Origin of the sequence: Leifsonia sp. McL0618 (assembly GCF_049994905.1) — a bacterium.
Taxonomy (GTDB): domain Bacteria; phylum Actinomycetota; class Actinomycetes; order Actinomycetales; family Microbacteriaceae; genus Diaminobutyricibacter.
Map to the genome: position 1 here is coordinate 1,370,948 of NZ_CP188258.1, position 25,012 is coordinate 1,395,959.

The 25,012-nt window shown below is 69.0% G+C and carries 23 protein-coding genes; 13 read left to right on the forward strand and 10 right to left on the reverse strand.

Annotated features, from left to right (window positions below; genetic code table 11):
• Positions 1-43 precede the first annotated feature (43 nt).
• From ACPPVQ_RS06565 to ACPPVQ_RS06590, 6 genes are all read left to right on the forward strand, one after another.
• Positions 44-310 (forward strand): type II toxin-antitoxin system prevent-host-death family antitoxin, encoded by a 267-nt coding sequence (locus ACPPVQ_RS06565; RefSeq protein WP_426519837.1) that lies wholly within the window; start codon positions 44-46, stop codon positions 308-310.
• Positions 231-575 (forward strand): type II toxin-antitoxin system RelE family toxin, encoded by a 345-nt coding sequence (locus tag ACPPVQ_RS06570; RefSeq protein ID WP_426521169.1) that lies wholly within the window; start codon positions 231-233, stop codon positions 573-575. The genes ACPPVQ_RS06565 and ACPPVQ_RS06570 overlap by 80 nt, the downstream gene beginning before the upstream one ends.
• A gap of 67 nt (positions 576-642) precedes the next feature.
• Positions 643-1,605, forward strand: coding sequence for a UDP-glucose 4-epimerase GalE (galE, locus tag ACPPVQ_RS06575; protein ID WP_426519839.1), 963 nt, complete (start codon positions 643-645; stop codon positions 1,603-1,605).
• A gap of 189 nt (positions 1,606-1,794) precedes the next feature.
• Positions 1,795-2,115, forward strand: coding sequence for a WhiB family transcriptional regulator (locus ACPPVQ_RS06580; protein ID WP_426519841.1), 321 nt, complete (start codon positions 1,795-1,797; stop codon positions 2,113-2,115).
• Between the two features lie 59 nt (positions 2,116-2,174).
• Complete coding sequence (locus ACPPVQ_RS06585) at positions 2,175-5,252, forward strand: glycosyltransferase (RefSeq protein ID WP_426519843.1); 3,078 nt, start codon at positions 2,175-2,177, stop codon at positions 5,250-5,252.
• Positions 5,242-6,684 (forward strand): DUF5719 family protein, encoded by a 1,443-nt coding sequence (locus ACPPVQ_RS06590; RefSeq protein ID WP_426519845.1) that lies wholly within the window; start codon positions 5,242-5,244, stop codon positions 6,682-6,684. Before ACPPVQ_RS06585 ends, ACPPVQ_RS06590 begins: the two co-directional genes overlap by 11 nt.
• 16 nt (positions 6,685-6,700) lie before the next feature.
• On the opposite strand, the gene ACPPVQ_RS06595 is transcribed toward ACPPVQ_RS06590, so the two are convergent.
• Positions 6,701-7,144, reverse strand: a complete 444-nt coding sequence (locus ACPPVQ_RS06595; RefSeq protein WP_426519847.1) for a metallopeptidase family protein — start codon at positions 7,142-7,144, stop codon at positions 6,701-6,703.
• A gap of 42 nt (positions 7,145-7,186) precedes the next feature.
• On the opposite strand from ACPPVQ_RS06595, the gene ACPPVQ_RS06600 reads away from it, so the two are divergent.
• The 3 genes from ACPPVQ_RS06600 to ahcY are packed head-to-tail and all read left to right on the forward strand — an operon-like array spanning position 7,187 to position 10,382.
• Complete coding sequence (locus ACPPVQ_RS06600; RefSeq protein ID WP_426519849.1) at positions 7,187-7,408, forward strand: DUF3499 family protein; 222 nt, start codon at positions 7,187-7,189, stop codon at positions 7,406-7,408.
• On the forward strand, positions 7,405-8,844 hold the full coding sequence (locus ACPPVQ_RS06605; RefSeq protein WP_426519851.1) for a phosphomannomutase/phosphoglucomutase: 1,440 nt from the start codon (positions 7,405-7,407) through the stop codon (positions 8,842-8,844). Before ACPPVQ_RS06600 ends, ACPPVQ_RS06605 begins: the two co-directional genes overlap by 4 nt.
• A 44-nt stretch (positions 8,845-8,888) precedes the next feature.
• Positions 8,889-10,382: an adenosylhomocysteinase gene (ahcY, locus tag ACPPVQ_RS06610; protein WP_426519853.1), complete on the forward strand. Its 1,494-nt coding sequence runs from the start codon at positions 8,889-8,891 to the stop codon at positions 10,380-10,382.
• A gap of 30 nt (positions 10,383-10,412) precedes the next feature.
• Here the strand turns inward: ahcY and ACPPVQ_RS06615 are convergent, their stop codons facing one another.
• Both ACPPVQ_RS06615 and ACPPVQ_RS06620 read right to left on the reverse strand, forming a co-directional pair.
• The gene (locus ACPPVQ_RS06615) at positions 10,413-11,321 is read right to left on the reverse strand and encodes a cyclase family protein (protein ID WP_426519855.1); all 909 of its coding nucleotides are present in this window, start codon (positions 11,319-11,321) and stop codon (positions 10,413-10,415) included.
• Position 11,322: 1 nt separating this feature from the next.
• Entirely contained in the window at positions 11,323-12,174 is an 852-nt protein-coding gene (locus tag ACPPVQ_RS06620) for an RDD family protein (RefSeq protein ID WP_426519857.1), read from the reverse strand.
• A 17-nt stretch (positions 12,175-12,191) separates the two neighbouring features.
• Between ACPPVQ_RS06620 and ACPPVQ_RS06625 the strand changes: the two genes are divergently transcribed.
• Positions 12,192-13,187: a stage II sporulation protein M gene (locus tag ACPPVQ_RS06625; RefSeq protein WP_426519859.1), complete on the forward strand. Its 996-nt coding sequence runs from the start codon at positions 12,192-12,194 to the stop codon at positions 13,185-13,187.
• A gap of 6 nt (positions 13,188-13,193) precedes the next feature.
• Here the strand turns inward: ACPPVQ_RS06625 and ACPPVQ_RS06630 are convergent, their stop codons facing one another.
• The 7 genes from ACPPVQ_RS06630 to ACPPVQ_RS06660 form a co-directional block, all read right to left on the reverse strand.
• Positions 13,194-13,967 (reverse strand): aquaporin, encoded by a 774-nt coding sequence (locus ACPPVQ_RS06630; protein ID WP_426519861.1) that lies wholly within the window; start codon positions 13,965-13,967, stop codon positions 13,194-13,196.
• Positions 13,968-14,100: 133 nt separating this feature from the next.
• Entirely contained in the window at positions 14,101-15,120 is a 1,020-nt protein-coding gene (locus ACPPVQ_RS06635; RefSeq protein WP_426519863.1) for a hypothetical protein, read from the reverse strand.
• Between the two features lie 50 nt (positions 15,121-15,170).
• The gene (locus ACPPVQ_RS06640) at positions 15,171-16,502 is read right to left on the reverse strand and encodes a DUF58 domain-containing protein (protein ID WP_426519865.1); all 1,332 of its coding nucleotides are present in this window, start codon (positions 16,500-16,502) and stop codon (positions 15,171-15,173) included.
• An 8-nt stretch (positions 16,503-16,510) separates the two neighbouring features.
• Entirely contained in the window at positions 16,511-17,518 is a 1,008-nt protein-coding gene (locus tag ACPPVQ_RS06645; RefSeq protein WP_426519867.1) for an AAA family ATPase, read from the reverse strand.
• Positions 17,515-18,795, reverse strand: coding sequence for a DUF4350 domain-containing protein (locus ACPPVQ_RS06650; protein ID WP_426519869.1), 1,281 nt, complete (start codon positions 18,793-18,795; stop codon positions 17,515-17,517). Before ACPPVQ_RS06650 ends, ACPPVQ_RS06645 begins: the two co-directional genes overlap by 4 nt.
• A complete protein-coding gene (locus ACPPVQ_RS06655; RefSeq protein WP_426519871.1) occupies positions 18,792-19,445 on the reverse strand; it encodes a DUF4129 domain-containing protein in 654 nt (217 codons plus the stop codon). Before ACPPVQ_RS06655 ends, ACPPVQ_RS06650 begins: the two co-directional genes overlap by 4 nt.
• Positions 19,442-20,701 (reverse strand): hypothetical protein, encoded by a 1,260-nt coding sequence (locus ACPPVQ_RS06660; protein ID WP_426519872.1) that lies wholly within the window; start codon positions 20,699-20,701, stop codon positions 19,442-19,444. Before ACPPVQ_RS06660 ends, ACPPVQ_RS06655 begins: the two co-directional genes overlap by 4 nt.
• A gap of 175 nt (positions 20,702-20,876) precedes the next feature.
• On the opposite strand from ACPPVQ_RS06660, the gene mtrA reads away from it, so the two are divergent.
• Genes mtrA through ACPPVQ_RS06675 form a run of 3 tightly spaced genes read left to right on the forward strand, consistent with a single transcriptional unit; the run spans position 20,877 to position 24,996 of the window.
• Positions 20,877-21,560, forward strand: coding sequence for an MtrAB system response regulator MtrA (mtrA, locus tag ACPPVQ_RS06665; protein WP_426519874.1), 684 nt, complete (start codon positions 20,877-20,879; stop codon positions 21,558-21,560).
• Between the two features lie 8 nt (positions 21,561-21,568).
• Positions 21,569-23,281, forward strand: a complete 1,713-nt coding sequence (gene mtrB / locus ACPPVQ_RS06670) for an MtrAB system histidine kinase MtrB (protein WP_426519876.1) — start codon at positions 21,569-21,571, stop codon at positions 23,279-23,281.
• Entirely contained in the window at positions 23,278-24,996 is a 1,719-nt protein-coding gene (locus ACPPVQ_RS06675) for a GerMN domain-containing protein (protein ID WP_426519878.1), read from the forward strand. Before mtrB ends, ACPPVQ_RS06675 begins: the two co-directional genes overlap by 4 nt.
• The last annotated feature ends 16 nt before the right edge of the window (positions 24,997-25,012 follow it).

Below are 25,012 nucleotides of genomic sequence, written 5' to 3' on the forward strand. Positions count from 1 at the left end.
GCAGAGTCTTGCCCACCCGCCTGCTAAAATGTACAATTTAGCGGTGGTCGCTATTCCCGCAACTCAAGCCCGCCAGCGGTGGGCGCAAACGCTCGACGAGGCGCATCGCGCACCTGTGACGATCACTGAGCACGGCCGTGAGTCGGTGATGGTCATCGATTTCGAAGTAGCGAAGCGGGCGCTCCAGGCATTGGAAGACGCCGAGGATGCTGCTACTGCGGCCGAAGTCCATGCGGCGGTGGTTCGAGGAGACGAGGAGATCGTTTCCCTCGAGGAAGTCGCGGACGAGCTCGGGATCGTTCTTGGCTGAACGCTATTCAGTCGTCCTGACCCGCCGCGCCGAGAAAGAGTTGGGCAAGCTCGATGGGAAAGCGCGTTCACGGATTGTCACTGCACTTGGCCTCTTGCGGGATGAGCCGCGACCTCCGACTGCGAAAGCGTTGACCGGGCACCCTGGATATCTGCGCGTGCGGGTGGGGGACCACCGCATCGTCTACGTCGTCGAAGGCGACCGGCTCCTTGTGCTCGTTCTAACGGTGGGTCATCGCAGAGAGATCTACCGGTCACTCCCGTAGCCCACCGTTCCAAGCCAGTCCGCCACGATAGGGTTTCTTGTTCGGTGAGCAGCGAGGAGGGCGACGCATGGCGTGGTTGGTGACGGGTGGTGCGGGGTACATCGGTTCGCACGTGGTGCGGGCGTTCCGTGAGCAAGGAATCGATGTCGTCGTGGTCGACGACCTCTCGAGCGGGCACGCAGAGTTCGTGCCCGTCGACGTTCCTTTCTATCGGAGGACGCTGCTCGACGGCGAACTCCTCGAGACCGTCTTCCGTGAACACACGATCTCGGGTGTCGTGCACGTCGCCGGCTTCAAGTACGCGGGCGTCTCCGTGCAGCGGCCCCTGCACACGTACGAGCAGAACGTCACGGCCACGGCTGTGCTCCTCGCTGCGATGCAGGAGGCCGGAGTCGACGCGATCGTCTTCTCCTCGAGCGCGGCGGTCTACGGAACGCCCGACACCGACCTGGTGACCGAGGACACGCCGAAATCCCCGGAGTCGCCGTACGGCGAGTCGAAGCTGATCGGCGAGTGGCTGCTGCGCGACCAGGGCGTCGCCGCCGCCCTCCGCCACACGTCGCTGCGCTACTTCAACGTCGTCGGGTCCGGATCGGATGAGCTCAGGGACACCAGCCCGCACAACCTCTTCCCGATGGTCTTCGACGCGCTCGTCGACGGCCGGGTTCCGCGCATCAACGGCAACGACTATCCCACCCCCGACGGAACGTGCGTGCGCGACTACATCCACGTGTCCGACCTTGCGGTCTCACATGTGGCCGCCGCGAAACGGCTCGATGCGCACCTGCCGATCGAAGCGGTGTACAACCTAGGCAGCGGCGACGGGGTCTCGGTCGGCGAGATCATGGCCGCGGTGGCGTCGGTGACCGGAAAGCCCTTCACCCCAGAAGTGGGGCCGCGACGGGCGGGGGATCCAGCCCGTATTGTCGCATCAGGCGAACTCGCGGCCAGGGACCTCGACTGGCGGATGCGGCACACGCTGGCAGAGATGGTAGGCAGCGCTTGGGCTGCACGGCAGGCCGCTTCCTGAGCATTCTCAGGAAACAGGGGTAGAACACCCGGGCGTGTCGCGATTGTTGCCGTCCTTCGGCGCGTCGCAAACCCTCGATGGCCAGTTGAGGCTTTACGATTCGCGACTTGACTCCTACGAACTACACGGGTGTAATTACTTACAACACGTTCATTGACGTGGAATGCACGACATGGGTGGGAGATCGATATGGCTGGTCCCGAATATCGCTCTGGGGTACCCGACGACTGGTTTGTCGATCCCGTCAGGCTGGGAGTGCCAGGGGTCCGACAGTCCGTCGATGACGAGAACCCGCTGGCATGGCAGTCCGATTCACTCTGCGCACAGACCGATCCCGAAGCGTTCTTCCCCGAAAAGGGCGGATCGACCAGGGATGCCAAGAAGATCTGCGCGTCCTGCGAAGTCCGGTCGCAGTGTCTCGAGTACGCCCTCGCCAACGACGAGCGGTTCGGCATCTGGGGCGGACTGTCCGAACGCGAGCGCCGCAAGCTGCGCAAGCGCGCGGTCTGATTTCCGGCGCGCCCGCACGCTGACGTCCGATCCACGGACGCCAACTTAGGCTGTCTCCGATGTATCCGAGAGTCACAGCCATCATCGTCGCCCGAGCCGGAGGCGACCACCTTCAGCGAACTCTCGACGCCCTCAAGGCCCAGACCCGGCAGCCGGATGTGGTCGTCGCGGTCGACTGTGCGTCGACGGATGATGCGGCCCAGCTCCTCGCCGCCTTCGCTCCCACACACCTTGTCTCGGTGGGGGAGAAGCTGCCGTTCGGTGCGGCCGTTGCGACAGGCGTCCGCGTCACGCCGCCGGCCGCAGGCGACCACGACTGGCTCTGGCTTCTCGCCCAGGACACAGCCCCCGAGCCGGGCGCGCTCGAAGCGTTGCTCGGTGCGGTAGAGGTCTCTCCGTCGGTGGCCGCGGCCGGTCCGAAGCTCGTCGAATGGGACGACCCGCACACCATCCGCGAATTCGGCGAGGCGATGACCCAGTTCGGTGCTTCGGTGAACCTCGTCGAGAACGAGTTCGACCAGGCGCAGCACGACGGACTGAGCGATGTTCTCGCGGTGTCGCCCGCCGGGCTGATCGTGCGGCAGTCACTGTGGGACGAGCTCGGCGGGTTCGATCCCGCCCTGCCCGCCGTGGACGACGGTCTCGATTTCTGCGTTCGCGTACGCCTCGCCGGATTCCGTGTGGTGCTCGTGCCGTCGGCGCGGATTGCGATCGCAGGGGATGGGGTGGCCGGCCCGAACGCATCACGCAAGGGCCGCATCCGTCGCCGCGTCATCCGCGAGCGCCGCACAGCCCAGCTCCACCGCCGCATTGTCTACGCCCCCGGCGCGGCGGTTCCGATCCACTGGCTCTCGCTCGTGCCCCTTGCGTTGTTCCGGTCGATCGGGCGCATCGTCGGCAAGGAGCCGGGTGCGATCGGCGGGGAGTTCGCGGCGGCGTTCCGCACCGCGTTCGCGGGCATCCGCGTCAGCAGCGCGCGGCGCAACCTGGCCAGGCATCGCGTCGTCGGCTGGGCTGCGATCGCGCCGCTGCGCATTCCGATCGCCGAGGTGAGGCGCGCCCGGGCCCTCAAGCGGGAATCCGCCTACGTCGGTCTGCGTGGCGAGCGCCGCGACCTCAACTTCATCGGCGGGGGCGGGGCCTGGACGGTGCTTGCCGCCGCCGTGCTCGGCGTCGCGCTCTTCTTCCCCCTGCTCGGTGCGAACGCCCTCGGGGGCGGCGCGTTGCTGCCGATGCCGGCGAGCGTCGCCGACCTCTGGACGACGCTGGGCTACGGCTGGCGCGACATCGGGCTCGGCTTCGTCGGCGCTGCCGACCCCTTCGCGGCCGTGCTCGCCGTCTTCGGCACGATCACGTTCTGGCAGCCGTCGGTGTTTCTCGTCGCGCTCTACTTCGTGGCGCTGCCCCTGGCCGCGCTCGGGGCATGGATGCTCGCCTCCCGGCTGACGCAGCGCTCCAGCCTGCGCGTCTTCGCCGCACTGGCGTGGGCGATCGCGCCGCCCCTTCTCATCGCGATGCAGTCGGGTCGTCCCGCCGCCATCCTCGCCCACCTGCTTCTGCCGTGGCTCTTCTACACGGGTCTGTCGGCGGCCCGCTCGTGGGCGGCAGCGGGGGTGACCGCCCTTCTCGCCGCGGCCACCGTCGCGTGTGCGCCCTCGCTCATTCCCGCCCTCCTCGTCGTCTGGGTCATCGCCCTTGTGCTCAGCAGGCAGCGGTTCGCCCGGCTGATCCTGGTGCTGCTTCCCACGGTCGTCCTGTTCGCTCCGCTCGTCTGGCAGCAGGCGCAGCGCGGGGCGTGGGTCTCGGTGTTCGCCGATCCCGGCGTGGTGATCGAGAGCAGGACGGTTCCGGCCTGGCAGCTCGCCCTCGGATTCCCCGACGGGATGCTCGGCGGCTGGCACACGGTAGCGGCGAGCCTCGACATCCCCGGAGTCGGTCCGAGTGTCGTCGTGGCCATACTCCTCGCGCCCCTGGGCGTCCTCGCACTGATGTCGCTGTTCCTGCGCGGTTCGGCCCGCGCTGCCGTCGCCCTCGTCGTGGCGCTGCTCGGCTTCGCGACCGCTGTCGCTGCGACACTCGTGTCGGTCTCCATCTCGGCATCCATGGCCGTGTTCATCTGGCCGGGCGCCGGCGTCAGCCTCTACTGGCTGGGGCTCGTCTCGGCTGCCGTGATCGGGCTCGCCACGGTCGGACGGTTCGCCGCGCTCCCCGCCTTCGCCGCCCTCGCGACCATCGCGATCGCCGCAACTCCCGCAGCGATCGCCATGCCCGTCGGAGCGTCCTCTGTGCAGGCGAGCGACGGTCGCACCCTCCCGGCGGTCGTGGACGCCAACGCAGCGAGCGCACCGCGCACGGGGACTCTCCGGCTCACCGCGCAGCCGAACGGAGGAATCGCGGCCGAGGTGCTCCGCGGCTCCGGTGCGACGCTGTCCGGCCAGAGCACGCTCAGCAGCACCGATCGCGCCCTGTCGGCACAGGAGGAGTCGCTCGCAACGCTCGCAGGCAACCTCGCATCGCAGAGCGGGTTCGACCCGACACCGCAGCTGAAATCGCTGGGAATCGACTACGTGCTGCTGGCACCGGCCGCGTCGGCCCTCGACGCCGGGGTGACACCGGCAGCGAAGGCGGCCAGTCTGCGTGCGACGATCGCCCTGAACGCAGATGCCGCCCTGACGTCGGTCGGCCGAACCGGCACGGGCACCCTGTGGAGCTTCGAGCGGGGCACCGCGGATGTGCCGCCCGCAGCGCAGATCCCGCCAGACGCCGGCGGAATCTGGCGCACGATCATCCTCGTCACGCAGGCGGTGGTCATCGGACTGATCCTGCTGCTCTCGATACCCGCGAGGCGCACCTACGAAAGCCTCATGGCAGAGTCCCTGCGTCGCCCCAGGGGCTCGGCGAAGCCCGGCGGAGCGGGTGCGGCCAGCCCGGAGCGCCCGTCCGAACCGGGAGACGATGACCCGGCCGACGATGGCGATGAGGACGACCGCGCAGAACGTGAAGCCGACCTTGCGGACGACGAGGACGAGTCGGCGTGGTCCGACGACGACGAGCTTTCCGCGTACGACGGGGACCCGGACTGGGATCGCCAGGAGCCGGCGATCGCCCGGGTGAACGGAGGCGACGGTGCCGAGTAGACGTGGAGTCGCCCGCGAGAGCGCTCGAGCCATCGTCGGCATCGCCGGCATCGGGGTGGCGGCGCTCGCGATCGCCGGTGCCACCTGGCTTCCTCTGCCGAGCTTCACGGTCACGCCGCCGTCGTCGAACGTGGCTCCCGTTCCCACCGCGCAGGAACGGACCTGCCCCGGTCCCCTCCTGACCCTCGCCTCCAATTCGAATGCCGCCACCGGTGCCGCGGCGTTCGCGCCTCCCACCGCGGTGTACGGGACGAATACCGGGGCGGATGTGCAGACCCGGCCGCTCACGCCCGTCGACGACACGCAGGGCGAGAGCAACGGCTCGCCGGTCACGCTCACCGTGCCGGCACCCGCCGGATCGGCCAAGCCGCCGCTCGTGGGAGCTGCGCAATCCCAGCAGGCCTCTCTCGAAGACTTCGCTGGGCTGGCCGCAGCCTCATGCGACGAAGCGCAGGCAGACAGCTGGCTGGTGGCGGGGGCTACCACTCTCGGGCAGACGAGCCTCGTGCTGCTCTCCAACCCCAGTACGGTCCCGGCGACCGTCGACCTCTCCGTCTACTCGGAATCCGGTGCGGTCACCGCTCCCGGCGCCACAGGGATCGTCGTGGCACCCGGCACCCAGCGCATCGTCCCACTCGCGGGCCTGGCGCCGTCCGCTGCCGCGCCCATCGTCCACGTCGTCGCCCAGGGCGGTCGCGTCGTGGCCTCGATCGAGCAGAGCGACATCGTCGGCATCGATCCGCACGGTGTCGAGCTCGTCGGCCCGACGGCCGCCCCGTCGCCCCACCTGGTCATCCCCGGGGTCGTCATCCGCTCGCTGGCCGCCCTGCAGTCCGCGCAGGGAGGCGAGGGCTACAGCAGCGATCTTCCGGCGGTCAGGGTGTTCGTCCCCGGCACGTCGCCGGCGACCGTAAGGGTCGGCGCGCTCGGCGAGAAGGGCACGTCGATGGGCAACTCCTACTCGGCGACCGTCAAGCCGGGGATCGCGACCGAGATCCCGCTCGACCACCTCAGCGACGGCACCTACGCGGTCACCATCGACTCGACCCAGCCTCTCGTTGCCGCCGCGCGGACGTCGACCGTCTCGGGCAAGGCCCAGGACTTCGGGTGGTTCGTCGCCACCGAACCGGTGGACGACACCGTCCTGGCGGCGGTGCCGCCGGGACCGGGCGCGGTGCTCCACTTCGCGAACAGCGGTGAAGACGGACCGAGTGCGACCGTGAAGGTCACCGTCACGGGCACGACCAAGACGCTCGTCGTGCCGTCCGGTGGAAGCGCCGGCATCACCATTCTCGCGCCGGGGACATACTCCGTGACCGGAGCGAAAGGGCTCTACGTCTCGACCAGCCTGACCGGCAAGGGACTCGTGACATCGTTCCCGGTCAACCCGCCGGGCCCGCTCGCTTCGACGATCGAGGTCTACCCGAAGTAAGGATGGCGGGGACCGTTCAATAATGCCGGAAGCGCTCGGGCGCGAGGTCCCACGGATCTTTGCCAAGCAACTCGGCGACAGCGCGGAACACGCAGCTCTCCACCAGCATCCGCTGGTGCAGTTCGTCGTTGCGGTGCAGCTTGCTCAGCCGCTGGATCGGGACGCGAAAGAGGATGATGCGACGCTCGCGCTGGTCGACCCGCCAGCGCTCAACGCCATCCGGACCCACCGCATTGATCGGAGCGGCCGCCACCTCGAAGCGCACGTGTTCGAGCTCGGCCGGCCAGATGCCCTTCAGGTAGTCGGCTGTGGCTGCGACCGTCATGTCGAACAGGTCGATGCGGTTGTGCAGCATGGGCAGGTGGGGGCCGGTCACCGGACCGCGCGCACCCCGCCCGTGACGGTTCCTCCAGCGCGCGGCGGCGGGCGGCTCACTGCTTGCGCGGCGGGAACGGGGCATGTCGTCATCCTACGACGCCGGGGCTCCGATAGTCTGGGCGCGATGCTCAGCCGACCGTGTTCCCGTGTCGCGTGCCCCCGAGATGCGGTGGCCACGCTCACCTACGTCTACGCCGACTCGATGGCCGTTCTCGGGCCGCTCAGCAACGCGCACGAACCGCACGCATACGACCTCTGCGCCATCCACGCCGAGCGGCTGTCCGCGCCGCAGGGCTGGCAGGTCATGAGGCACTCGGTGCTCGGTGAAGTAGGTTATGGGGCGTGAGCAACGCACTTTCGGCAGACCAGGTCCATTCGAATTTCGACGCAGCTGTCAAGACTTATGACGTTCGCGGGCTGGTCGGCACCACGCTGACGACCGAGATGGTCGAGGCGATCGGTGCCGCCTTCGTCGATGAGATCGGTGCGGCCGGCAAAGACGTCGTCGTCGGGCACGACATGCGCGACTCCTCACCAGGCTTCGCGGCCGCCTTCTCCGACGGCGCCCGCGCCCGTGGAGGCAACGTCATCGCGATCGGGCTGTGCTCGACCGACGAGTCGTATTTCGCCTCCGGGCACCTCGCTGCGGCCGGAGCGATGTTCACGGCGAGCCACAACCCGGCGACCTACAACGGCATCAAGATGTTCCGGGCCGGTGCGCAGGGCATCAGCCGCGACACCGGGCTCGCCGCCGTACGCGAGCGTGCGGAGCGCTACGTCATCGACGGCATCGAGACGGTCGCGGAGCCCGGCAGCATCCGCGAAGTCGACGTGCTGGCCGACTATGCCGCCTTCCTGCGCGGACTTGTCGACCTGTCCGGAATCCGGCCCGTCCGGATCGTCGTGGATGCCGGCAACGGGATGGGCGGACTGACCGTGCCTGCCGTCCTCGGCCAGACGGCCGGCCTTCCTGCACTCCCGATCGAGATCGTCCCGCTGTACTTCGAACTCGACGGCACATTTCCGAACCACGAAGCGAACCCGCTCGAACCGGCGAACCTCGTCGACCTTCAGAAGGCCGTCCTCGAGCACCGTGCCGACCTCGGACTGGCCTTCGACGGCGACGCCGACCGCTGCTTCGTCGTCGACGAGCGGGGCGAAGCCGTCTCGCCGTCCGCGGTGGCCGCCATCGTCGCTGTGCGCGAGATCAGGCGTGCCCGTGCGGCCGACCCGGATGCCGAGATCGTCGTGATCCACAATCTGATCACGTCGAAAATCGTGCCGGAGACGATCCGCGCAGCCGGAGCCACACCGGTCCGCACCCGCGTGGGCCACTCGCTCATCAAGGACGCGATGCGCGAGACCGGTGCCGTTTTCGGCGGCGAGCACTCGGCGCACTACTACTTCCGGGACTTCTGGAGTGCCGACAACGGCATGCTGGCGGCCATGCACCTCCTCGCCGAATTCGGCTCGCAGGAGGGGCCCCTCTCCGTGCTCTCCGACGCCTACGACCCGTACGCGTCGTCCGGCGAAATCAACTCCACCATCGACGACGTGCCCGCAGCGTTCACCCGCGTGGTCGAGGCGTTCACCGGTCGCGCCGAATTCGACGAACTCGACGGGCTGACCGTCACGGGATTCGTGGCCGGGGACGAGCCGTTCTGGTGGTTCAGCGTGCGCCCTTCGAACACGGAGCCGCTCCTGCGCCTCAACGTCGAGGCGGCCGACGTCGTCACGATGGCGCGCATCCGTGACGAGGTGCTCGGACTCATCCGCGGATGAGCCGTTCGGCCCGGCGCGAGCCGGCCGAATGAGAGAATGGCTGCATGGCCAACGCACCCTTCCTCGCCGATTCCGACACCGCACTCCCGTTCAAGGTCGCCGACCTGTCGCTCGCCGAGGCGGGCCGACACCAGATCCGGCTCGCCGAGAACGAGATGCCCGGGCTCATGTCGCTCCGCGCCGAGTTCGGCGAATCGAAGCCGCTCACCGGTGCCAGGATCGCAGGGTCCCTGCACATGACCGTGCAGACGGCGGTCCTCATCGAGACGCTCGTCGCCCTCGGCGCGCAGGTGCGCTGGGCGAGCTGCAACATCTTCTCCACCCAGGACGAGGCCGCTGCGGCCATCGCCGTCGGCCCGCACGGGACCGCCGACGCTCCCGCCGGTGTCCCCGTGTTCGCCTGGAAGGGCGAGACGCTCGAAGACTACTGGTGGTGCACCCAGCAGATCTTCGACTGGACCGCTGAGGCCGCCACGGCAGGCGCCGACTGGATCGGGCCGAACCTCATCCTCGACGACGGAGGAGACGCGACACTGCTCGTCCACTCCGGGCGCGACTTCGAGCTCGCCGGAGCCGTGCCCGCCGATGCGGTCGGCGACAGCCACGAGTACCGGGTGATCCTGGACGCCCTGCGGGCATCCCTCGCCACGTCGCCCGACCGCTGGACACGGATCGCGGCGGGCATCATCGGCGTCACCGAAGAGACGACGACCGGCGTCCACCGCCTGTACGAGCTCGCGCGCGACGGCAAGCTGCTCTTTCCCGCGATCAATGTCAACGACTCGGTCACCAAGAGCAAATTCGACAACAAGTACGGCATCCGGCACTCGCTCCCCGACGGGCTCAACCGCGCGACCGACGTGCTCATCGGCGGCAAGGTCGTCTTCGTCGCCGGATACGGCGATGTCGGCAAGGGTGCCGCTGAAGCCCTGCGTGGCCAGGGTGCTCGCGTGATCGTGAGCGAGATCGATCCGATCAACGCGCTGCAGGCGGCGATGGACGGGTTCCAGGTCGCACGGATCGAATCGGTCGTCGACCAGGTGGACATCTTCGTCACGGGCACCGGAAACCTCAACGTCATCACGACAGAGCACATCCTGCGCATGAAGCACCAGGCGATCGTCGCCAACGTCGGCCACTTCGACAACGAGATCGACATGGCGGGTCTCGAAGACCTCGCCGGCGCACAGAAGATCGAGATCAAGCCGCAGGTGCACGAATGGCGCCTCCCATCCGGGCGCAGCGTGCTCGTGCTCTCCGAGGGGCGCCTGATGAACCTGGGGAATGCGACAGGACACCCGAGCTTCGTCATGAGCAACTCGTTCACCAACCAGGTGCTGGCTCAGATCGAGCTGTACTGCTATCCGGAGAAGTACCCGGTCGGCGTGTACGTGCTGCCGAAGCACCTCGACGAGAAGGTCGCGCGACTTCACCTGGATGCGCTCGGGGTCGAGCTGACCGTGCTCACCCCGGAGCAGGCGGCGTACATCGGCGTCAGTGTTGATGGCCCATACAAGGTGGATCACTATCGGTATTGAGCACCACTTCCGGTACTGAGGGGCCGGCGGTTAGGGCACTTCGGCGAAGGCCCTGACCGGGAACGTGCCGAAGCCCTCGACCTTCGGCGGCACCGCCGTGAACCGGGCGCCGCGGGCGGGAACGTCGACGAGCCCGGTCAGGTGCTCGACGACGTGGATCCCGGCCGCCAGCAGGAGGCTGTGAGCCGGGCGCTTCCCACCGGACTCGGTGTCGTCGATGTTCAGCGCATCGATGCCCACCAGAGCGACGCCGGCATCCACGAGGTGCCGGGCTCCGCCCTCGGTGAGGAACGGCGAGCCGGAGGCGTAGGCCGGTGTTCCGAAATGCCGGTCCCAGCCGGTGTGCAGCAGCACAGCCGCGCCGGTGAGATCGCGGTCGAAGAACACCGACGAGGGGATGCCCCGCTCGAGGGCGTCGGTGAGATGGAAGACCTCGGCGGGAAGACCGACGAGGGTCTCCAGCCGGAGCGATGCCAGGTCGCCCCCATCGGAATAGCGGTGGAAGGGGCTGTCGAGGTAGGTCCCGGTGTTGCCGATCATCGTGATGACGTCCATCGCGAACTCCGTGCCCGGTGCGTACCGTCCGCGCGAGTCCTCACGTGTGAGGTGCGGCGTGATCACCGGTTCCGGCAGACCGGGGTAGGTGACCATCCCCGCCCGTACGGTGTGGCTCAGGTCGACGATCCGCGCACGTGCGGGTGGTTCCAAGAGTTCTGTGACGACGCCCCGGCTTCCCCTGTGTGGCTCTTCGACGATGGCCAGCGAGTGGAACTCGACGCCGCCGACGAGAGCCAGCCCCAGGTGCTCGACGAGCAGGCGGGCCACGTCGCCTTCCTCGACATCCTTCGAGGGCAGGTCGAGCCGGAACCCGGTCGCTTCGAGGTTCCCTCCGTTCACGAACGAGATCGTCGCGTCGAAATGGGCGCGGTATTCGGTCATGTCACCTCTCCGGGAATCCGTGTGGCAGTGCGTCGAGAACGGGTGCCAGCCGCGCGAGGCGTTCCCGTTCGAGCGTGAGTGCGCGGAAGTCGCGCTCACGTCTCAGGGCGGCGACGCCGACGAGGAACGTCTCGGCATCGACGGGGGGCAGTGGCGACACGAAAGCGGCGGCCTCGCCGGCGAGTTCGGTACTCAGTCCTTCGCGGGCCGTGACGGTCATCCCGGGAGCCTGGTGCAGGAACTGGGCGATGCGTCGCGAGAGCCGGTCGGGAAGCCGGGCGACATCGGCGACGCCGGCCCACGCGACGAGCTGTGGCGGTATCGCGTATCCGACGGAATCGGCGGCGGGCACGCGCTCCAGCTGGCTGTACGTGCCCGCGATGAGGTCGCCGAGGCGCTTGGAGCGGGAATTCAGCAGACCGACGAGTGCCGCCAGGCCTCCGAACGTCATGTAGATCTCGACGACGCCTGTGAGAGCCCGGATGAAGGCGTGCCGCACCGTCGTCGCGCCGCCGTCATCGCGGACGATCCGGGCGCCCACCGCGAGCTTGCCCAGGGATCGCCCGTGCGTGGCCACCTCGACGGTCATCGGCGCGATGACGAGTGAGAAGACGAGACTCACCGTGACCAGCGCAGTGCGCAACGCCTGGTCGAGTCCGCCGGCGGTGAAGAGGATCACCAGCGCGAGCGCGACGAAGAGCAGCGCGAAAGCGAGCCAGTCGAGCGCCGCCCCGGCAGCGCGGAGGATGTACGAGGTCGGCTTGACGTCGAGGGCGACGGCTTCGCCGGTGACCAGTTCGCGTTCGACACCACCGTCGACGAGGTCGATTCGCGGAGCCCCCGGTGCAGCCATGGCTATCATCTAAGCAGATGGACCTCGACGCATACTCCGCAGCGCACCGCGCCGAGTGGGACCGGCTTGCCGCTCTCGCCAGGCAGCGGTCGCTCAGTGGCGAGCAGGCGGACGAACTCATCGACCTCTACCAGACAGGTGCGACGCAGTTGTCTGCGATCAAGACCCAGGCCGGTTCGACCACGCAGGGCGACCGGCTGTCCGTCGCACTCTCGATGGCGCGACTCCGTTTCACGGGGACCGGGGCGAACATCCTGTCGCAGCTGCCGCGTTTCTTCGTGCTGCAGTTGCCTGCGGCGCTGTACCGATTGCGCTGGCTCACGCTGGCCGTCGCCGTGGCGTCGCTCGTCGTCGCCGGCCTCTTCGCGTGGTGGGCCCTCGGCGACGCGCAGGTGATGGCCAATTTCGGTTCGGACGCGCAACTGAGGCAGGTCGTCGACCACCAGTTCACCGACTACTACTCGAACAATCCCGCCGCGTCGTTCGCCGGGCAGGTGTGGACGAACAACGCCTGGATCGCCGCCCAGTGCATCGCGTTCGGGATCGTCGGAGTCTACGTTCCTGTGGTGCTCCTCCAGAACGCGCAGAACATCGGCATCTCTGCTGCTGTGCTGTTCGCCTACGGCCGTGGTGACGTGTTCTTCCTCTACATCCTTCCGCACGGCCTGCTCGAGCTGACGAGCATCTTCGTCGCCGCGGCCGCCGGCCTCCGCATCTTCTGGGCCTGGATCGCACCCGGACCACGCACGCGCGGGCAAGCGCTCGCCGAGGACGGCCGCGCCTTGTTCACCGTCGCCGTCGGCCTGGCGCTCACCTTGTTCGTCTCCGGGCTCATCGAAGGCTTCGTGACTCCGTCGAACCTGCCGTGGCCGGTGAAGATCGGCATCGGAGTGCTGGCGCTGGCCGCATTCCTCGTCTACATGCTCGTCGTCGGCCGCCGGGCGGTGCGGCTGGGCGCCTCGGGCGACCTCGACGACTTCGAGGCCGGCGCACGCCGCATCGTCGCCGGCTGACCGCGATCAGTTCTTGCGGGTGCCGTCGAAGATCAGCTTGAACGTCGAGCCGGCGATGATCGCGCCGACGATGGGCGCGACGATGGACAGCCAGACCTGCGCGAGCGCCGTCGGTCCGCCGTAGATCGCGGTGGCGATGGAGCGCGCCGGGTTGAATGAGCCGTTGGAGATCGGAATCGCGATCAGGGCGAGCACCGTCAGGGTGAGCCCGATGGCGATCGGTGCGAAGCCCGCGGCACCGCGTGAGCTGGTCACGCCCAGGATGACGAAGACGAGCACGGCCGTAGCGATGATCTCGACGAGAAGCGACGACAGGAGCGGGAAGCCGCCGGGGGAGAGCTCGCCCCAGCCGGTCGAGGCGAAGCCACCCGCCTGTGCGTCGGCGAGGAAGTCGTTCGGGCCGCCCGCAGCGATGGCGACGAGGATGGTGCTCGCCACGATTCCTCCGACGAGCTGCGCGACGATGTAGGGGGCGACGTACTTCCATGCGAAGCGCCCGGCGACCGCCAGTCCGAGGGTGACGGCCGGGTTGAAGTGGCCGCCGGAGACGGGACCGAAGGCGTAGGCGCCGGCGAGCACACTGAGGCCGAGAGCCAGGGCGACGCCGAGGAACCCGACGTTCAGTCCGCCGTCGCCACCGCTGAAGCCGGCCGCGAAGATCGCCGTTCCGATAACGCCGAAGACGAGCAGGAAGGTGCCGGCCGCCTCGGCTCCGAATCGTGCTCCGAAGGAGGGAGCGGTGACGATGGGGGGTGCCTCGGCGGCGTGAATCTCGGTCATGACCTGGCTTTCGGTTTCGTCTGCGATGTGCTCCGTTCGGAGCCGCTCCAGAAACCTAGTGGACGTCGCCGTCCAGCCGGGCGAGATCACGCCGTATGTCGCCGTTGTGTCAGCCGTTGTGTCAGCCGTTGTGTCAGGAGGAGACGGCCCGACCCACCGCCGCGTCCTGGTAGACCTGCTCGAGAACGGGTATCCACCGTTCGGGCGTGTGCTTGTTGAGCACCCAGGGGCGGGCATGCAGGCGGGCGGAGGAACCGCGGGGATCGTCCAGCGCGACCAGGGTCTGCTCGACGACGTCGGACACCGAGCCCAGCAGCACGGGCGGTGGATCGCCGCCGTCCTGAAGCGATGGCACGGGGCAGAGGACCGTTGGGCCGATGGCCATCGCCTCCAGCTCGCTGACCGCGATGATCCCGGCGGACTGACCGATCGCGACGTCTGCCGACGCGATCAGGTCGAGGAATCCGGCATGCGCGAGCCGCGGCACCAGCTCCACCCCGAGGGCCGCGGCCGCTGCGGCCGAGGGGCCCCAGTCCAGTCCGAGCAGGCGCGTTCCGGCCGGTAGCGCCGATCGCAGCGCCTTCGCCGTCTCGAGCTGCGTCGCGACTCCTTTCGTGTCGTCCCAGCGGGAGACGAACAGCACGGTCGGTTCGCCGTGCTCCGAGCCGGGTTTCCACCCGGGCAGCGCATCCGGTTCCACGAAGGCGGGCATGTACGCGGCGTCCGCGCGCGCGGTGGTGGCCTCCTCGACGGTGTCGAGATTCGTGTAGTAGACGGCGCTGGCGCCGTCGATCGCGCGCTGGACCTGGTCGTGTGTGGCCGGGGCCTTCCAGAGGCGGCGGATGTCCGTGCCGTGCAGGTGCAGAACGTACGGCCGCCTGGGGATGTACGGCTGCTGCAGAAGGTTCACCGCGGTCGCGTAGTGCACATGGATGACATCGCTGGCCAACGCCGTGCGCATGTGACGGAGCACGTACGGGATCTCCGCCAGCCTGCCGGCACCGCTTCCGAACCCGGTCGCCGGCCGCACGCGCTCCGGCGGTACGTATCCCCACGACAGGCCGGCTCGCGCGGCGGCGTCAACGAGCGATCGCCCGACGAAGGCGCAGTCGTTGAAGTGGGTCACCCGGGGCGCCGGGGATGCAGAGGCCATCCCGCAATTCTGCCATCGACCCCGGGTGCGCCCGTCCGCGGGACGTGCGGTCAGAGCCGGCCGGCCGCCTTGAGAGCCAGGTAGTGGTCGCTGAGCGCAGGCGGCAGGTCGGCGGGTGCGCCCGTCACGACGTCGGCGCCGAGGCGGCGGATGGCGGCCGCGATACGAGCGATGTCGAGCAGGGCGCGTTCGGCGGCGGCAGCGCGGTACACCTCGGCCCGGTCGGCGCGCGCCCGTGTGGCACGAAGCGCTTCCGGGTCGGTGACGGATGCGACGACCACCGTGTGCTTGCGGGTGAGCTGCGGCAGCACCGACAGGAGCCCGTGCGACGCCCCTGGTGCGTCGATCGACGTGAGGAGCACGACGAGCGCGCGCTGGCTGGTGACCGACGACACCTGCCCCGGCACGGCGGTCCAGTCCATCTCGATCAGCTCTGGCTCGATTCCCGCCATCATGTCGACGGTGCGCGCGAGCAGCTCCGGCCCGCTCACACCCTGGACCCGGCCGCGCACGCGGCGGTCGTATGCCAGCACGTCGACACGGTCGCCGGCGCGCGTTGCGAGCGCCTCCAGCAGCAGCGCCGATTCGTACGCGGTGTCGATGCGGGGTTCGTCGTCGACCCTCGCCGCGGCAGTGCGCCCGGTGTCGATCAGGATGATGACCCGGCGGTCGCGCTCGGGTCGCCACGTTCGCACCATCACCCGCTGGCCCGCACCACCCGACGGATCGTGCCGCCGCGCCGTGGCACGCCAGTCGATCGAACGCACATCGTCGCCGCGCACGTATTCCCTGAGGGAGTCGAATTCGGTGCCCTGGCCGCGCAGCATCACGCTGGTCATGCCGTCGAGCTCGTGCAGCCTGGCGAGCCGGGAGGGCAGGTGCTTTCGTGCGTTGAACGCGGGCAGCACACGGATGCGGCCCGGAGCGGCGAGCGTCGCCTGGCGCGCCCACAGGTGCAGCGGCCCCCATGCGCGCACGGTCACCTGTTCGACCCGCCGTTCACCGCGCCGCACCGGCACCAGGGTCGTGGTGATTCTCCTGCGTTCGCCGGGAGGGATGCTCACGCGGCTGCGGGTGGTGCGTGCGCCCGCCGACGGCTCCCAGGCATCGCGGACGACACCCCGCAGCATCCGCCCACCGGTGTTCGTGAGGTAGAGCTCGCTGAGGGCGTCTGCGCCCATCCTGACCCGGCCGGGCACCCGGCGTTCGATCGCGATGCGACGGGGCGACGCGGCCAGGGCCAGGTCGACCACCCCCACCACGACGGCGAATGCGAGCCATCCCGCGAGGATGAGCAGGGCTGTGCCGCCGTCGGCGCCGAACAGCACCAGGGGAATGGCGCCGAGCGCGATCAGCGCGACGAAACGGCCGGAGACGGTCACAGGGCGCTCTAGATCGGAACCTGGACCTGCTGGACGATCGAGCGGAGGATCGCATCCACCTCGACGCCTTCCAGCTCGGCCTCCGGGCGCAGCTGCACGCGGTGACGCCAGACCGGCAGGAGCATCGCCTGCACGTGGTCCGGCGTGATCGAGTCGTAGCCGGACAGCCACGCCCAGACCTTCGCGGCGGCGAGTAGTGCCGTCGTGCCGCGCGGGCTCACGCCCAGCTTGACCGAGGGGCTGCGCCGCGTCGCGCGGGCCAGGTCGACGATGTAGGCGAGGACATCCGCAGACGACCCGACCGAGGCTGCAGCGGCCCGGGCGGCCGCGAGCTCCTGCGCGCCGAGCACCGGGGTCACCCCGGCGGCAGCGAGGTCGCGCGGGTTGAAGCCGGCCGCGTGGCGTCGCAGCACCTCGACCTCGCTTTCGCGCTCCGGGATGTCCAGGGTCAGTTTGAGCAGGAACCGGTCGAGCTGGGCTTCCGGCAGGGTGTACGTGCCCTCGTATTCGATCGGGTTCTGGGTCGCCGCGACGATGAACGGGTCGGGCAGGAGCCGGCTCACCCCGTCGACACTCACCTGGCGCTCCTCCATCGCCTCGAGCAGTGCGGACTGTGTCTTCGGCGGCGTGCGGTTGATCTCGTCGGCCAGCAGGATGTTCGTGAAGACCGGCCCCTCGCGGAACTGGAAGCCGCCGCTCTGGCCGTCGTAGACCAGCGACCCGGTGACGTCGCCCGGCATCAGGTCGGGGGTGAACTGGATGCGGCGCGTCTGCAGGCTGAGCGCCTGGCTCAGCGACCGCACGAGAAGGGTCTTGGCCACGCCGGGCACGCCTTCGAGCAGCACGTGGCCGCGCGCCAGCAGCGCGATGATGAGACCGGTCACCGCGCCGTCCTGGCCGACCACCGCCTTGCCTACCTCGGTGCGCACGCGGCTGAGCGCCGTGCGGAGGGCGGCCGAATCCCCATCGGGTGGGGCTGCTGCCGGCGGTGTCGTTGCCGTGGTGACGTCGGTCATAGGTCCATTCTTCCGGTCGGGCGGTCGTTTGCGGGAGTGACAGCGCTGAGCGTGGCCGATTCGAGGCGGGCGAGCCGGTCGGAGAGCGAGACGAGCTGTGCGTCCGTGCGTGGCTGCGCATCCACCAGCAGGTCGCGCACTGTGCCGCGATCGGTCCCGGTCAGCGCGGCCACGGTGTCGCACACCTCGGCGACGGATGCCGTCGACGGCAGGCCGACCGTCGCACCGAGCCGGCCGATCGCGCCGATCCGGAGACTGTCGAGCGCACGCAGACGCGCGGACGACCGCTGGTAGAGGCGCGCCCGCCCCTCCATCGTCTCTCCGCTGCGCACGACGACCGGGAGGTTCTCGACGACGAGCGGGCCGAACCGGCGTCCCCGCCAGACGGCGGCGGCGATGAAGGCGACGATGAGGAGAAGAACGAGCGGGGTGACCCACCCCGGGGTGAGCGCGTTGAGGTCGGGCGCTCCGCTCGGCGCGACGTCCCTGAAGGTCGGCAGGTACCAGACGAGCGAGCGGTGCTCGCCGAGAAGGTTGAGCGCGAGCGCGGCGTTCCCTGCGCGCACGATCCCTTCGTTCTCGAGGATGCTCGGCGAACCGACGAGGTGGATGGTCGCGCCGTTCGCCGCGTTGCTGACGAAGGCGAACCCGCCGTCGCCCGTGGGGAAGCATCCGGTCGACCCGGCCCCTGTCCCGCCGGCGGAGATCCGCAACGTCGGGGATTTCGCCGTCGGCTCCGCCGTCTCCGCCCGGTTCGCGGCGGGGATGTCGCAGGAGGCGGTGAGGGTACCGGTGCGGGATGCCGCACCGCCGTTGTGGACGTCAGGGGCCAGCGACTGGAGCGCCGCGAACCCGGGGTCGACCACGACCAGGGTCGAGGCGTGCGTCTGGAGTTCCGTGAACCGGTTCTCGTCGAGGTAGCCCTGGGGGTCGTAGACGAGGATGGTGCCGTCGCCGGGTGCGAGGTCGCGCACCTGAGCGAGAGAGGAGGCGGTCGTCACGTCGACGCCCTGTTGACGCAGGACCTCGACGAGTGCCTTCGCTCCGGCGGGAGCAGGATTGGCAGCGTCGAGCGGGATTCCGGCGCCGACGCGGCCTCCGGTCGCCAGGAAGCCGATCCCTGCGATCAGTACCGCGATGATCCCGACCACGATCCAGCCGACGCTTCGGCGTGCGACCTGCCGCGGCGACGACGAGAGCGCTGGGGCGTCGCCCGTCGGGTCGGCGAAGGCCGGGTCGTCCACTGCTGTCGACGGTGAGGGGTCGGTGATCGTCATCCGGCGTTCACCCGCTCCGACGGCTCCGCCAGGGCCCCCGGTCGTGCCGCCTGCAGGGCGGTGTCGAGCGCGACGAGCTCGCCGTACTGGTCAGGAGAGGCCGACCGTCCGAGATAGCGCACGCCGTCGAAGGTGCGCGCAGCGTTCATCAGGCGCTGACGTTCGGCGGCCACGGCGGTCGCGGCCCGAGCGGCGAAATCGTTCGCGGTCGTGCCCGGCGTCAGCATCACGATCGTCCGCTCATCGAGGGACTGGGCGATGGCGCGGAACCGCTCTTCGACCGCAAGGGTCCAGTCGCCGGCCCGCGCGGCACGCTCGGCCGAGTCGCGCAGTGTCGCCGCATCCCTGGTGTCCTGTGCGCCGAAGAGTGCGTCGGTCCTGAGCCCGCTCCGGCGATTGATGCGGGGGAGGCCGAAGACGACGAAAGCGATCACGAGCAGCGCGACGGCCAGCACGAGGATCACGATGAGGAGCACTCCGCTGAAGGTGCCGCTCCCAGCGGAGAACAGCGACGACAGCCAGTCCTGCACCGCCTTCGACGCCAGGTCGAACCAGGTCGGTTTCGCCGCCTGGTACTCGGGCTTCGCCAGTTCCTGGACGAGCCAGTCGTGCGCCTGCGGTGCGTCGGGGTCGACGGGGATGGACGTCATGTGCCGGGATATGCGGTGGCCGCAGCGGGCCGTTCTGCCGGCTGGTACGGATCGGGCAGCCCCGTCGCGCCCGCCTGGCGGGCCTCGACGAAGCGGATGAGGTGCAGGTCGAGTCCTTCTTTTCGCATGCGCAGGTCGATGTAGATGAGCGCGACGGCCGAAGACTGGACGACGGCCATGACGGCCCCGATCACGGCGGTGACCACCGTGGTGATCACGTTGATGCCGAGCTCGGAGAGGAAGACCTGGGTGACGGAGCTGTCCGTCGACGACGCCCCCAGGCCGGTCGGGTTGACCAGGACGCTCACCATTCCGCCGATGAGCGCGATCGGCGTGGTGATGATCTGGGTGACGGCATAGACGATCACTGCGATCAGCAGGATCACCCCGAGCGTCTTCCAGAAATAGCCGGCCGTCAGGCGCCAGGAGCGCGTCATGGAAGCGCCGATGCCCAGTCGCTCGAGCACGATCGCGCTCGGAACCAGCGCGAGCTTGGTGTTGAGCCACACGGCGACGACGACGCCGCCGAGGCCCGCGAGGATCGAGAACGCGACCCCCACCACGATCATCGGTCCGCCGGCGGCGAAGAGCAGCACGGCGATGATCGCGAGGATGCCAAAACCCACACCGAGCGCCAGGGAGAGCAGGAGCGTCCAGCCGATCAGGGCGCCGATGCGCGACTTCGTCAGCCGCCACAGCGATCCGAGCGTCAGCTTCTCCCCGAGAGTCTCGCGCGCCACCTCGTTGACCACGATGCCCTGCAGGAGGGAGGTGGAGACGGCGGAGACCACCAGGGACACGAGGCCGAGGAGGATCGCCGCCCCGACGGCTCCGGCCTGGAGGGCGCCCTGGTCGGCGGATGAAGCCGTGCCGACCCGGCCGAACAGCACGGAGACACCGCCGAGGATCAGCAGCGAGACCACGGCCTGAGGCACGCCCTGGATGAGCAGGGCAGCACCGACGGTGACCTTCGGGTTGCGCCGCAGCACCTGGAACGGTGCACCGATGAGTGTCCCGAAGCTGAGCGGCCGAAGGGGAACGAGGCCGGGCTTGGGCGGAGGCGTCCAGCCCGGCTGCTGGCCATAGCCGTACTGCCCGTATTGCGGGCCATATGGCGGCGCATACGGAGCCTGCGGCGGAGGGGGAGGAGGGGACACGCTTCCCGGCGCATATTCGCCGTACTGCGGCTCGGGCGCGGGCGCGCCACCGGGCGCCTGCCAGTGCTCCTCGGCGGGCCCTGGTTGCTCTCCACTCACGTGATCGCTCCTTCTACCCCGGTTCCGGTGCGGATTCCGTTACCCATGCTGGCACATCGGCGCGCATCCGCTCGTCAGGCGTTCACGATCCGCGCAGGTGTCTCGACTACTCTTGTGCAAGAAGTTCTATGGCTTGCCGCACACAGGCTGCGGCGCCCCAGCGGGAAACGGGTATATGAACGGTCGCATCCTGGTTGTCGACGACGACACCGCCCTGGCCGAGATGATCGGCATCGTGCTGCGCACAGAGGGTTTCGATCCGCAATTCTGCGAAGACGGCGCGCTTGCGCTCGATGTCTTCCGCACGTCGAAACCCGACCTCGTGCTGCTCGACCTCATGCTCCCCGGCCTCGACGGCATCGAGGTGTGCGGGCGCATCCGTGCGGAATCGGGTACGCCCATCATCATGCTGACCGCGAAGTCCGACACTGCGGATGTGGTCAAGGGCCTCGAATCCGGCGCCGACGACTACATGGTGAAACCCTTCAATCCGAAAGAGCTCGTGGCGCGCATCCGCACCCGGCTGAGGCCCGCAGCGCCGCCACCCGCGGTGGAGCAGCTGCGGATCGGCGACCTCGTGCTCGACGTCGCCGGCCACGAGGTCAAGCGCGGCGAGACCAGGATCAACCTGACGCCGCTCGAATTCGACCTCCTCCTCGCTCTCGCCTCCAAGCCCCAGCAGGTCTTCACCAGGGAGATGCTGCTCGAGCAGGTCTGGGGTTACCACTACAAGGCCGACACGCGGCTGGTGAACGTGCACGTCCAGCGGCTGCGGGCGAAAGTGGAGGACGACCCGGACAACCCGAGGATCGTCATGACCGTGCGCGGGGTCGGATACCGCGCGGGCGCCGTCACCTAGGAGTTCCGGTGGCTGAAGATTCGCGCACCCGCAGGGTGGGCTGGCGGCGGTGGTGGGAGACGGCACCGTCGCGCCTCACACACCTCTGGCGCACGTCGCTCCAGGTGCGCACGGTGACGATCACCCTGGCGCTCACCGGCATCGCCATCCTCTTCACCGGCGTCTACATGTCGCTCAGCATCGCGAACGACCTCTACCAGTCCCGTCTCGACCAGGCGCTCCGCGACTCCAGCCGCGCGACCACAGCGGCCCAGACCACCCTGAACGCATCGGACATCACCGGCGGGGACTCGGTCAGGAACCTGCTCGACTCCGCGCTCCAGACGGTCAGGGCGTCGACGTCGAGCCGGTTGATCGCCGCCTTCCGCGTACCCGGCCAGGACTCGACCTTCCTCGCGCCCGCCGACCGGTCGAGCCCTGGGCTCGCGGGCGACGTGATCTCCGAGCAGCTGAGAACCGCAGTGCAGCACGGTGGGACGAAGCAGTTCTACCAGTCGGTGCAGCTCGCCGCGGCGAACGGTTCGACCGACCCCGGCATCGTCGTCGGCTCCCAGCTGACCCTTCCGGTGGTCGGGCGCTACGAGTTGTACATCGGCTACGACCTGAGCGACGCCGAGAACACCCTGCTCTTCATCCAGGGCACACTCCTGCTCGCCGGCCTCGCCCTGATCCTGCTGATCGGCGCGATCACGTGGGTGATCGTGAGATTCGTCGTGCGTCCGATCCGGGTGGCCGCCGAGACGAGCGAGCGACTGGCCGCAGGTGACCTCGCGGTTCGCATGCCCGAGAAGGGCGAGGACGTGTTCACGTCGCTGGCGCGCTCGTTCAACGGGATGGCCGACAGCCTCCAGAGCCAGATCAACCAGCTGGCCACGCTTTCGCAGCTGCAGCAGAGGTTCGTCTCCGACGTCTCCCACGAGCTGAGAACGCCGCTCACGACCATCCGGCTGGCCGGCGACGTCATCTACGACCAAAGGGAGACCTTCCCGCCGGCGACCGAGCGCACAGCGGAGCTGCTGCACACCCAGATCGAGCGGTTCGACCGGCTGCTGTCCGACCTGCTGGAGATCAGCCGCTACGACGCCGGATCGGTGGTGCTCGACCCCGAGCCGACGAACCTCGTGCGCCTCGCCGAGGACGCGATCGACGGGATGCGCTCGCTTGCCGAACAGAACGGCACCCAGCTGCGGCTGGATGCGCCCGGCGGCTACTTCGAGGTCGCGATGGACCCACGACGTATCCGCCGCATCGTGCGCAACCTGCTGGGCAACGCCATCGAGCACGGTGAGGGCAGGCCGGTCGTCGTGACGGTCGACAGCAACGAGAGCGCCGTCGCCCTGGCCGTGCGAGATTACGGGCTCGGGATGAACCAGCAGGAGGTCAACCATGTGTTCGACCGGTTCTGGCGTGCCGACCCATCACGAAAACGCACCATCGGCGGCACCGGTCTCGGGCTCGCGATCTCGCTCGAGGACGCGACCCTGCACTCCGGCTGGCTGCAGGTCTGGTCGGCGCCCGGCGCGGGGTCGTGTTTCAGGCTGACCCTTCCACGCGTGCCGGGCCGCGGGATCGCGTCGTCGCCGCTTCCCCTTCCGCCTGACGACGCCGGTGCGAACAACGATGCCGCCCAGGCCGAGGCCGGGGAGAAGCCGGCAGAGGCGCCGGCGGACACGACAGCAGCGAAAAGCGCTGAGAAGGCAGGAACGGAGGTGCGCCCGTGAGATCACGCGTCGTTTCCCGTCTCCGCGTCGTCGCCCTGCTGACGGCGCTCGCCGCCGCCCTCGCCGGCTGCGCGAGCATCCCGGATTCCGGTCCGGTGCGCCAGGGCGCCCCGATCGCGCAGCTCAACGACCCGCTCGACCTCGACTTCAACCCATCGCCGCCGGCCACGGGTGCGACCCAGGACCAGATCGTCCACGGGTTCATCGACGCGGCGTCGAGCCCGAAGAACGATTTCGGGATCGCGCGCAAATACCTGACCGCGTCGATGTCGTCGTCATGGAACCCCAATGAGTCGGTGACCGTCGACCAGGGCACGGGACGCCTCTACAGCCAGCTCTCCAACGGAACGTCGAGCGCGCGATGGCAGGTCGACGTCACACCGGTTGCGAACGTCGACTCCGTCGGGGCGTACCACGGTGTGTCGTCGACCGCACCGGTCGCGCTCCGGTACGACCTCGTGAAAGTCGGGGGGGAGTGGCGGATCTCGGTGGCGCCGAACGGTGTCGTCATCGACGACCCCACCTTCCGGGCGGTCTACGCGCCGCAGACCCTGTACTTCTACAACGCGTCGTTCACCTACCTCGTGCCCGACCTGCGCTGGTTCCCCTCGCGCGTCGGCAACGCGGCGACGCGCGTCACGAACGCCGTGCTCGCCGGTCCGGCGAAATGGCTCGTCGGCGCCGTCGTGTCCGCGTTCCCGCCCGGCACTCAGCTGGCGCTGCCGTCTGTCACGACCTCGAACGGCCGCGCAGACGTCGACCTCAGTTCGCAGGCGGGACAGGCGGATGCGCTCACCCTGCAGCGCATGAAATTCCAGCTCGAGCAGAGCCTCGGTTCGATCGTGCAGTCCGTGCAGTTGTCGATCGAAGGCACGACGCAGTCGGTCGCGGACCTCTCGGCGGCGAACACTCCCATCCAGGATCCGCAGGTCGACAACCACGCGCTCGTGTCGCGCAACGGGCAGTTCGGCCTGCTCGCGGCGGCGACGGTCGAAGACATCCCGGGGATCTCCACGAAGGTCGCCTCGCTTCATCCGACCTCTGTGTCGTTGACGGCGAACCGCGACACTGCGGTGGCGCTGTCGCAGGGCCATGTCTATGTCGTGCGCAAGGCGGAGGCGTCGCCGCACCGCGTGGATGCCCGGGCAGGACTCATCGCACCGGCCATCGACAACTACGGCTACGCATGGTCGGTTCCCGGCTCCGACCCGAATGCACTGGTCGCGATCGGATCGGACGGCGCCCAGAAGGCGATCAAGACGAACTGGCCGAATGCGACCCGCATTGCGTCGTTCGAGGTCTCGCGTGACGGCACCCGGGTCATCGCCGTCCTGCAGTCCGGGTCCGCGTACATGCTGGTCGCCTCCGGCATCGTGCGCGCGCAGGACAACGTGCCCGCCTCGCTGACCGATCCGATCGAGCTCGGTGTCGGCGCGGGCCGCCCCCTTTCGGCGACCTGGATCGACCAGCTGAATGTGGCCGTGCTCAACAACACGGGGGAGGACGGCACGGCGATCGCGCTCCAGCAGATCGGGGGAACGCTGAGTTCCGCGAGCGGCCCGGCGAACGGCGCGACGATCGTCGGGGCGGCGGGCTTGTCGTCCTACCTGGTCCTGACGACAGAAGGCTCGCTGCAGGCGCCGACCGGTACAGGCTGGCAGGCGCAGACCGACAAGGTCGGAGCCCTCGGGACGCAGCTGGGACTGCCCCAGTAGCATCGGGGCAACGGGC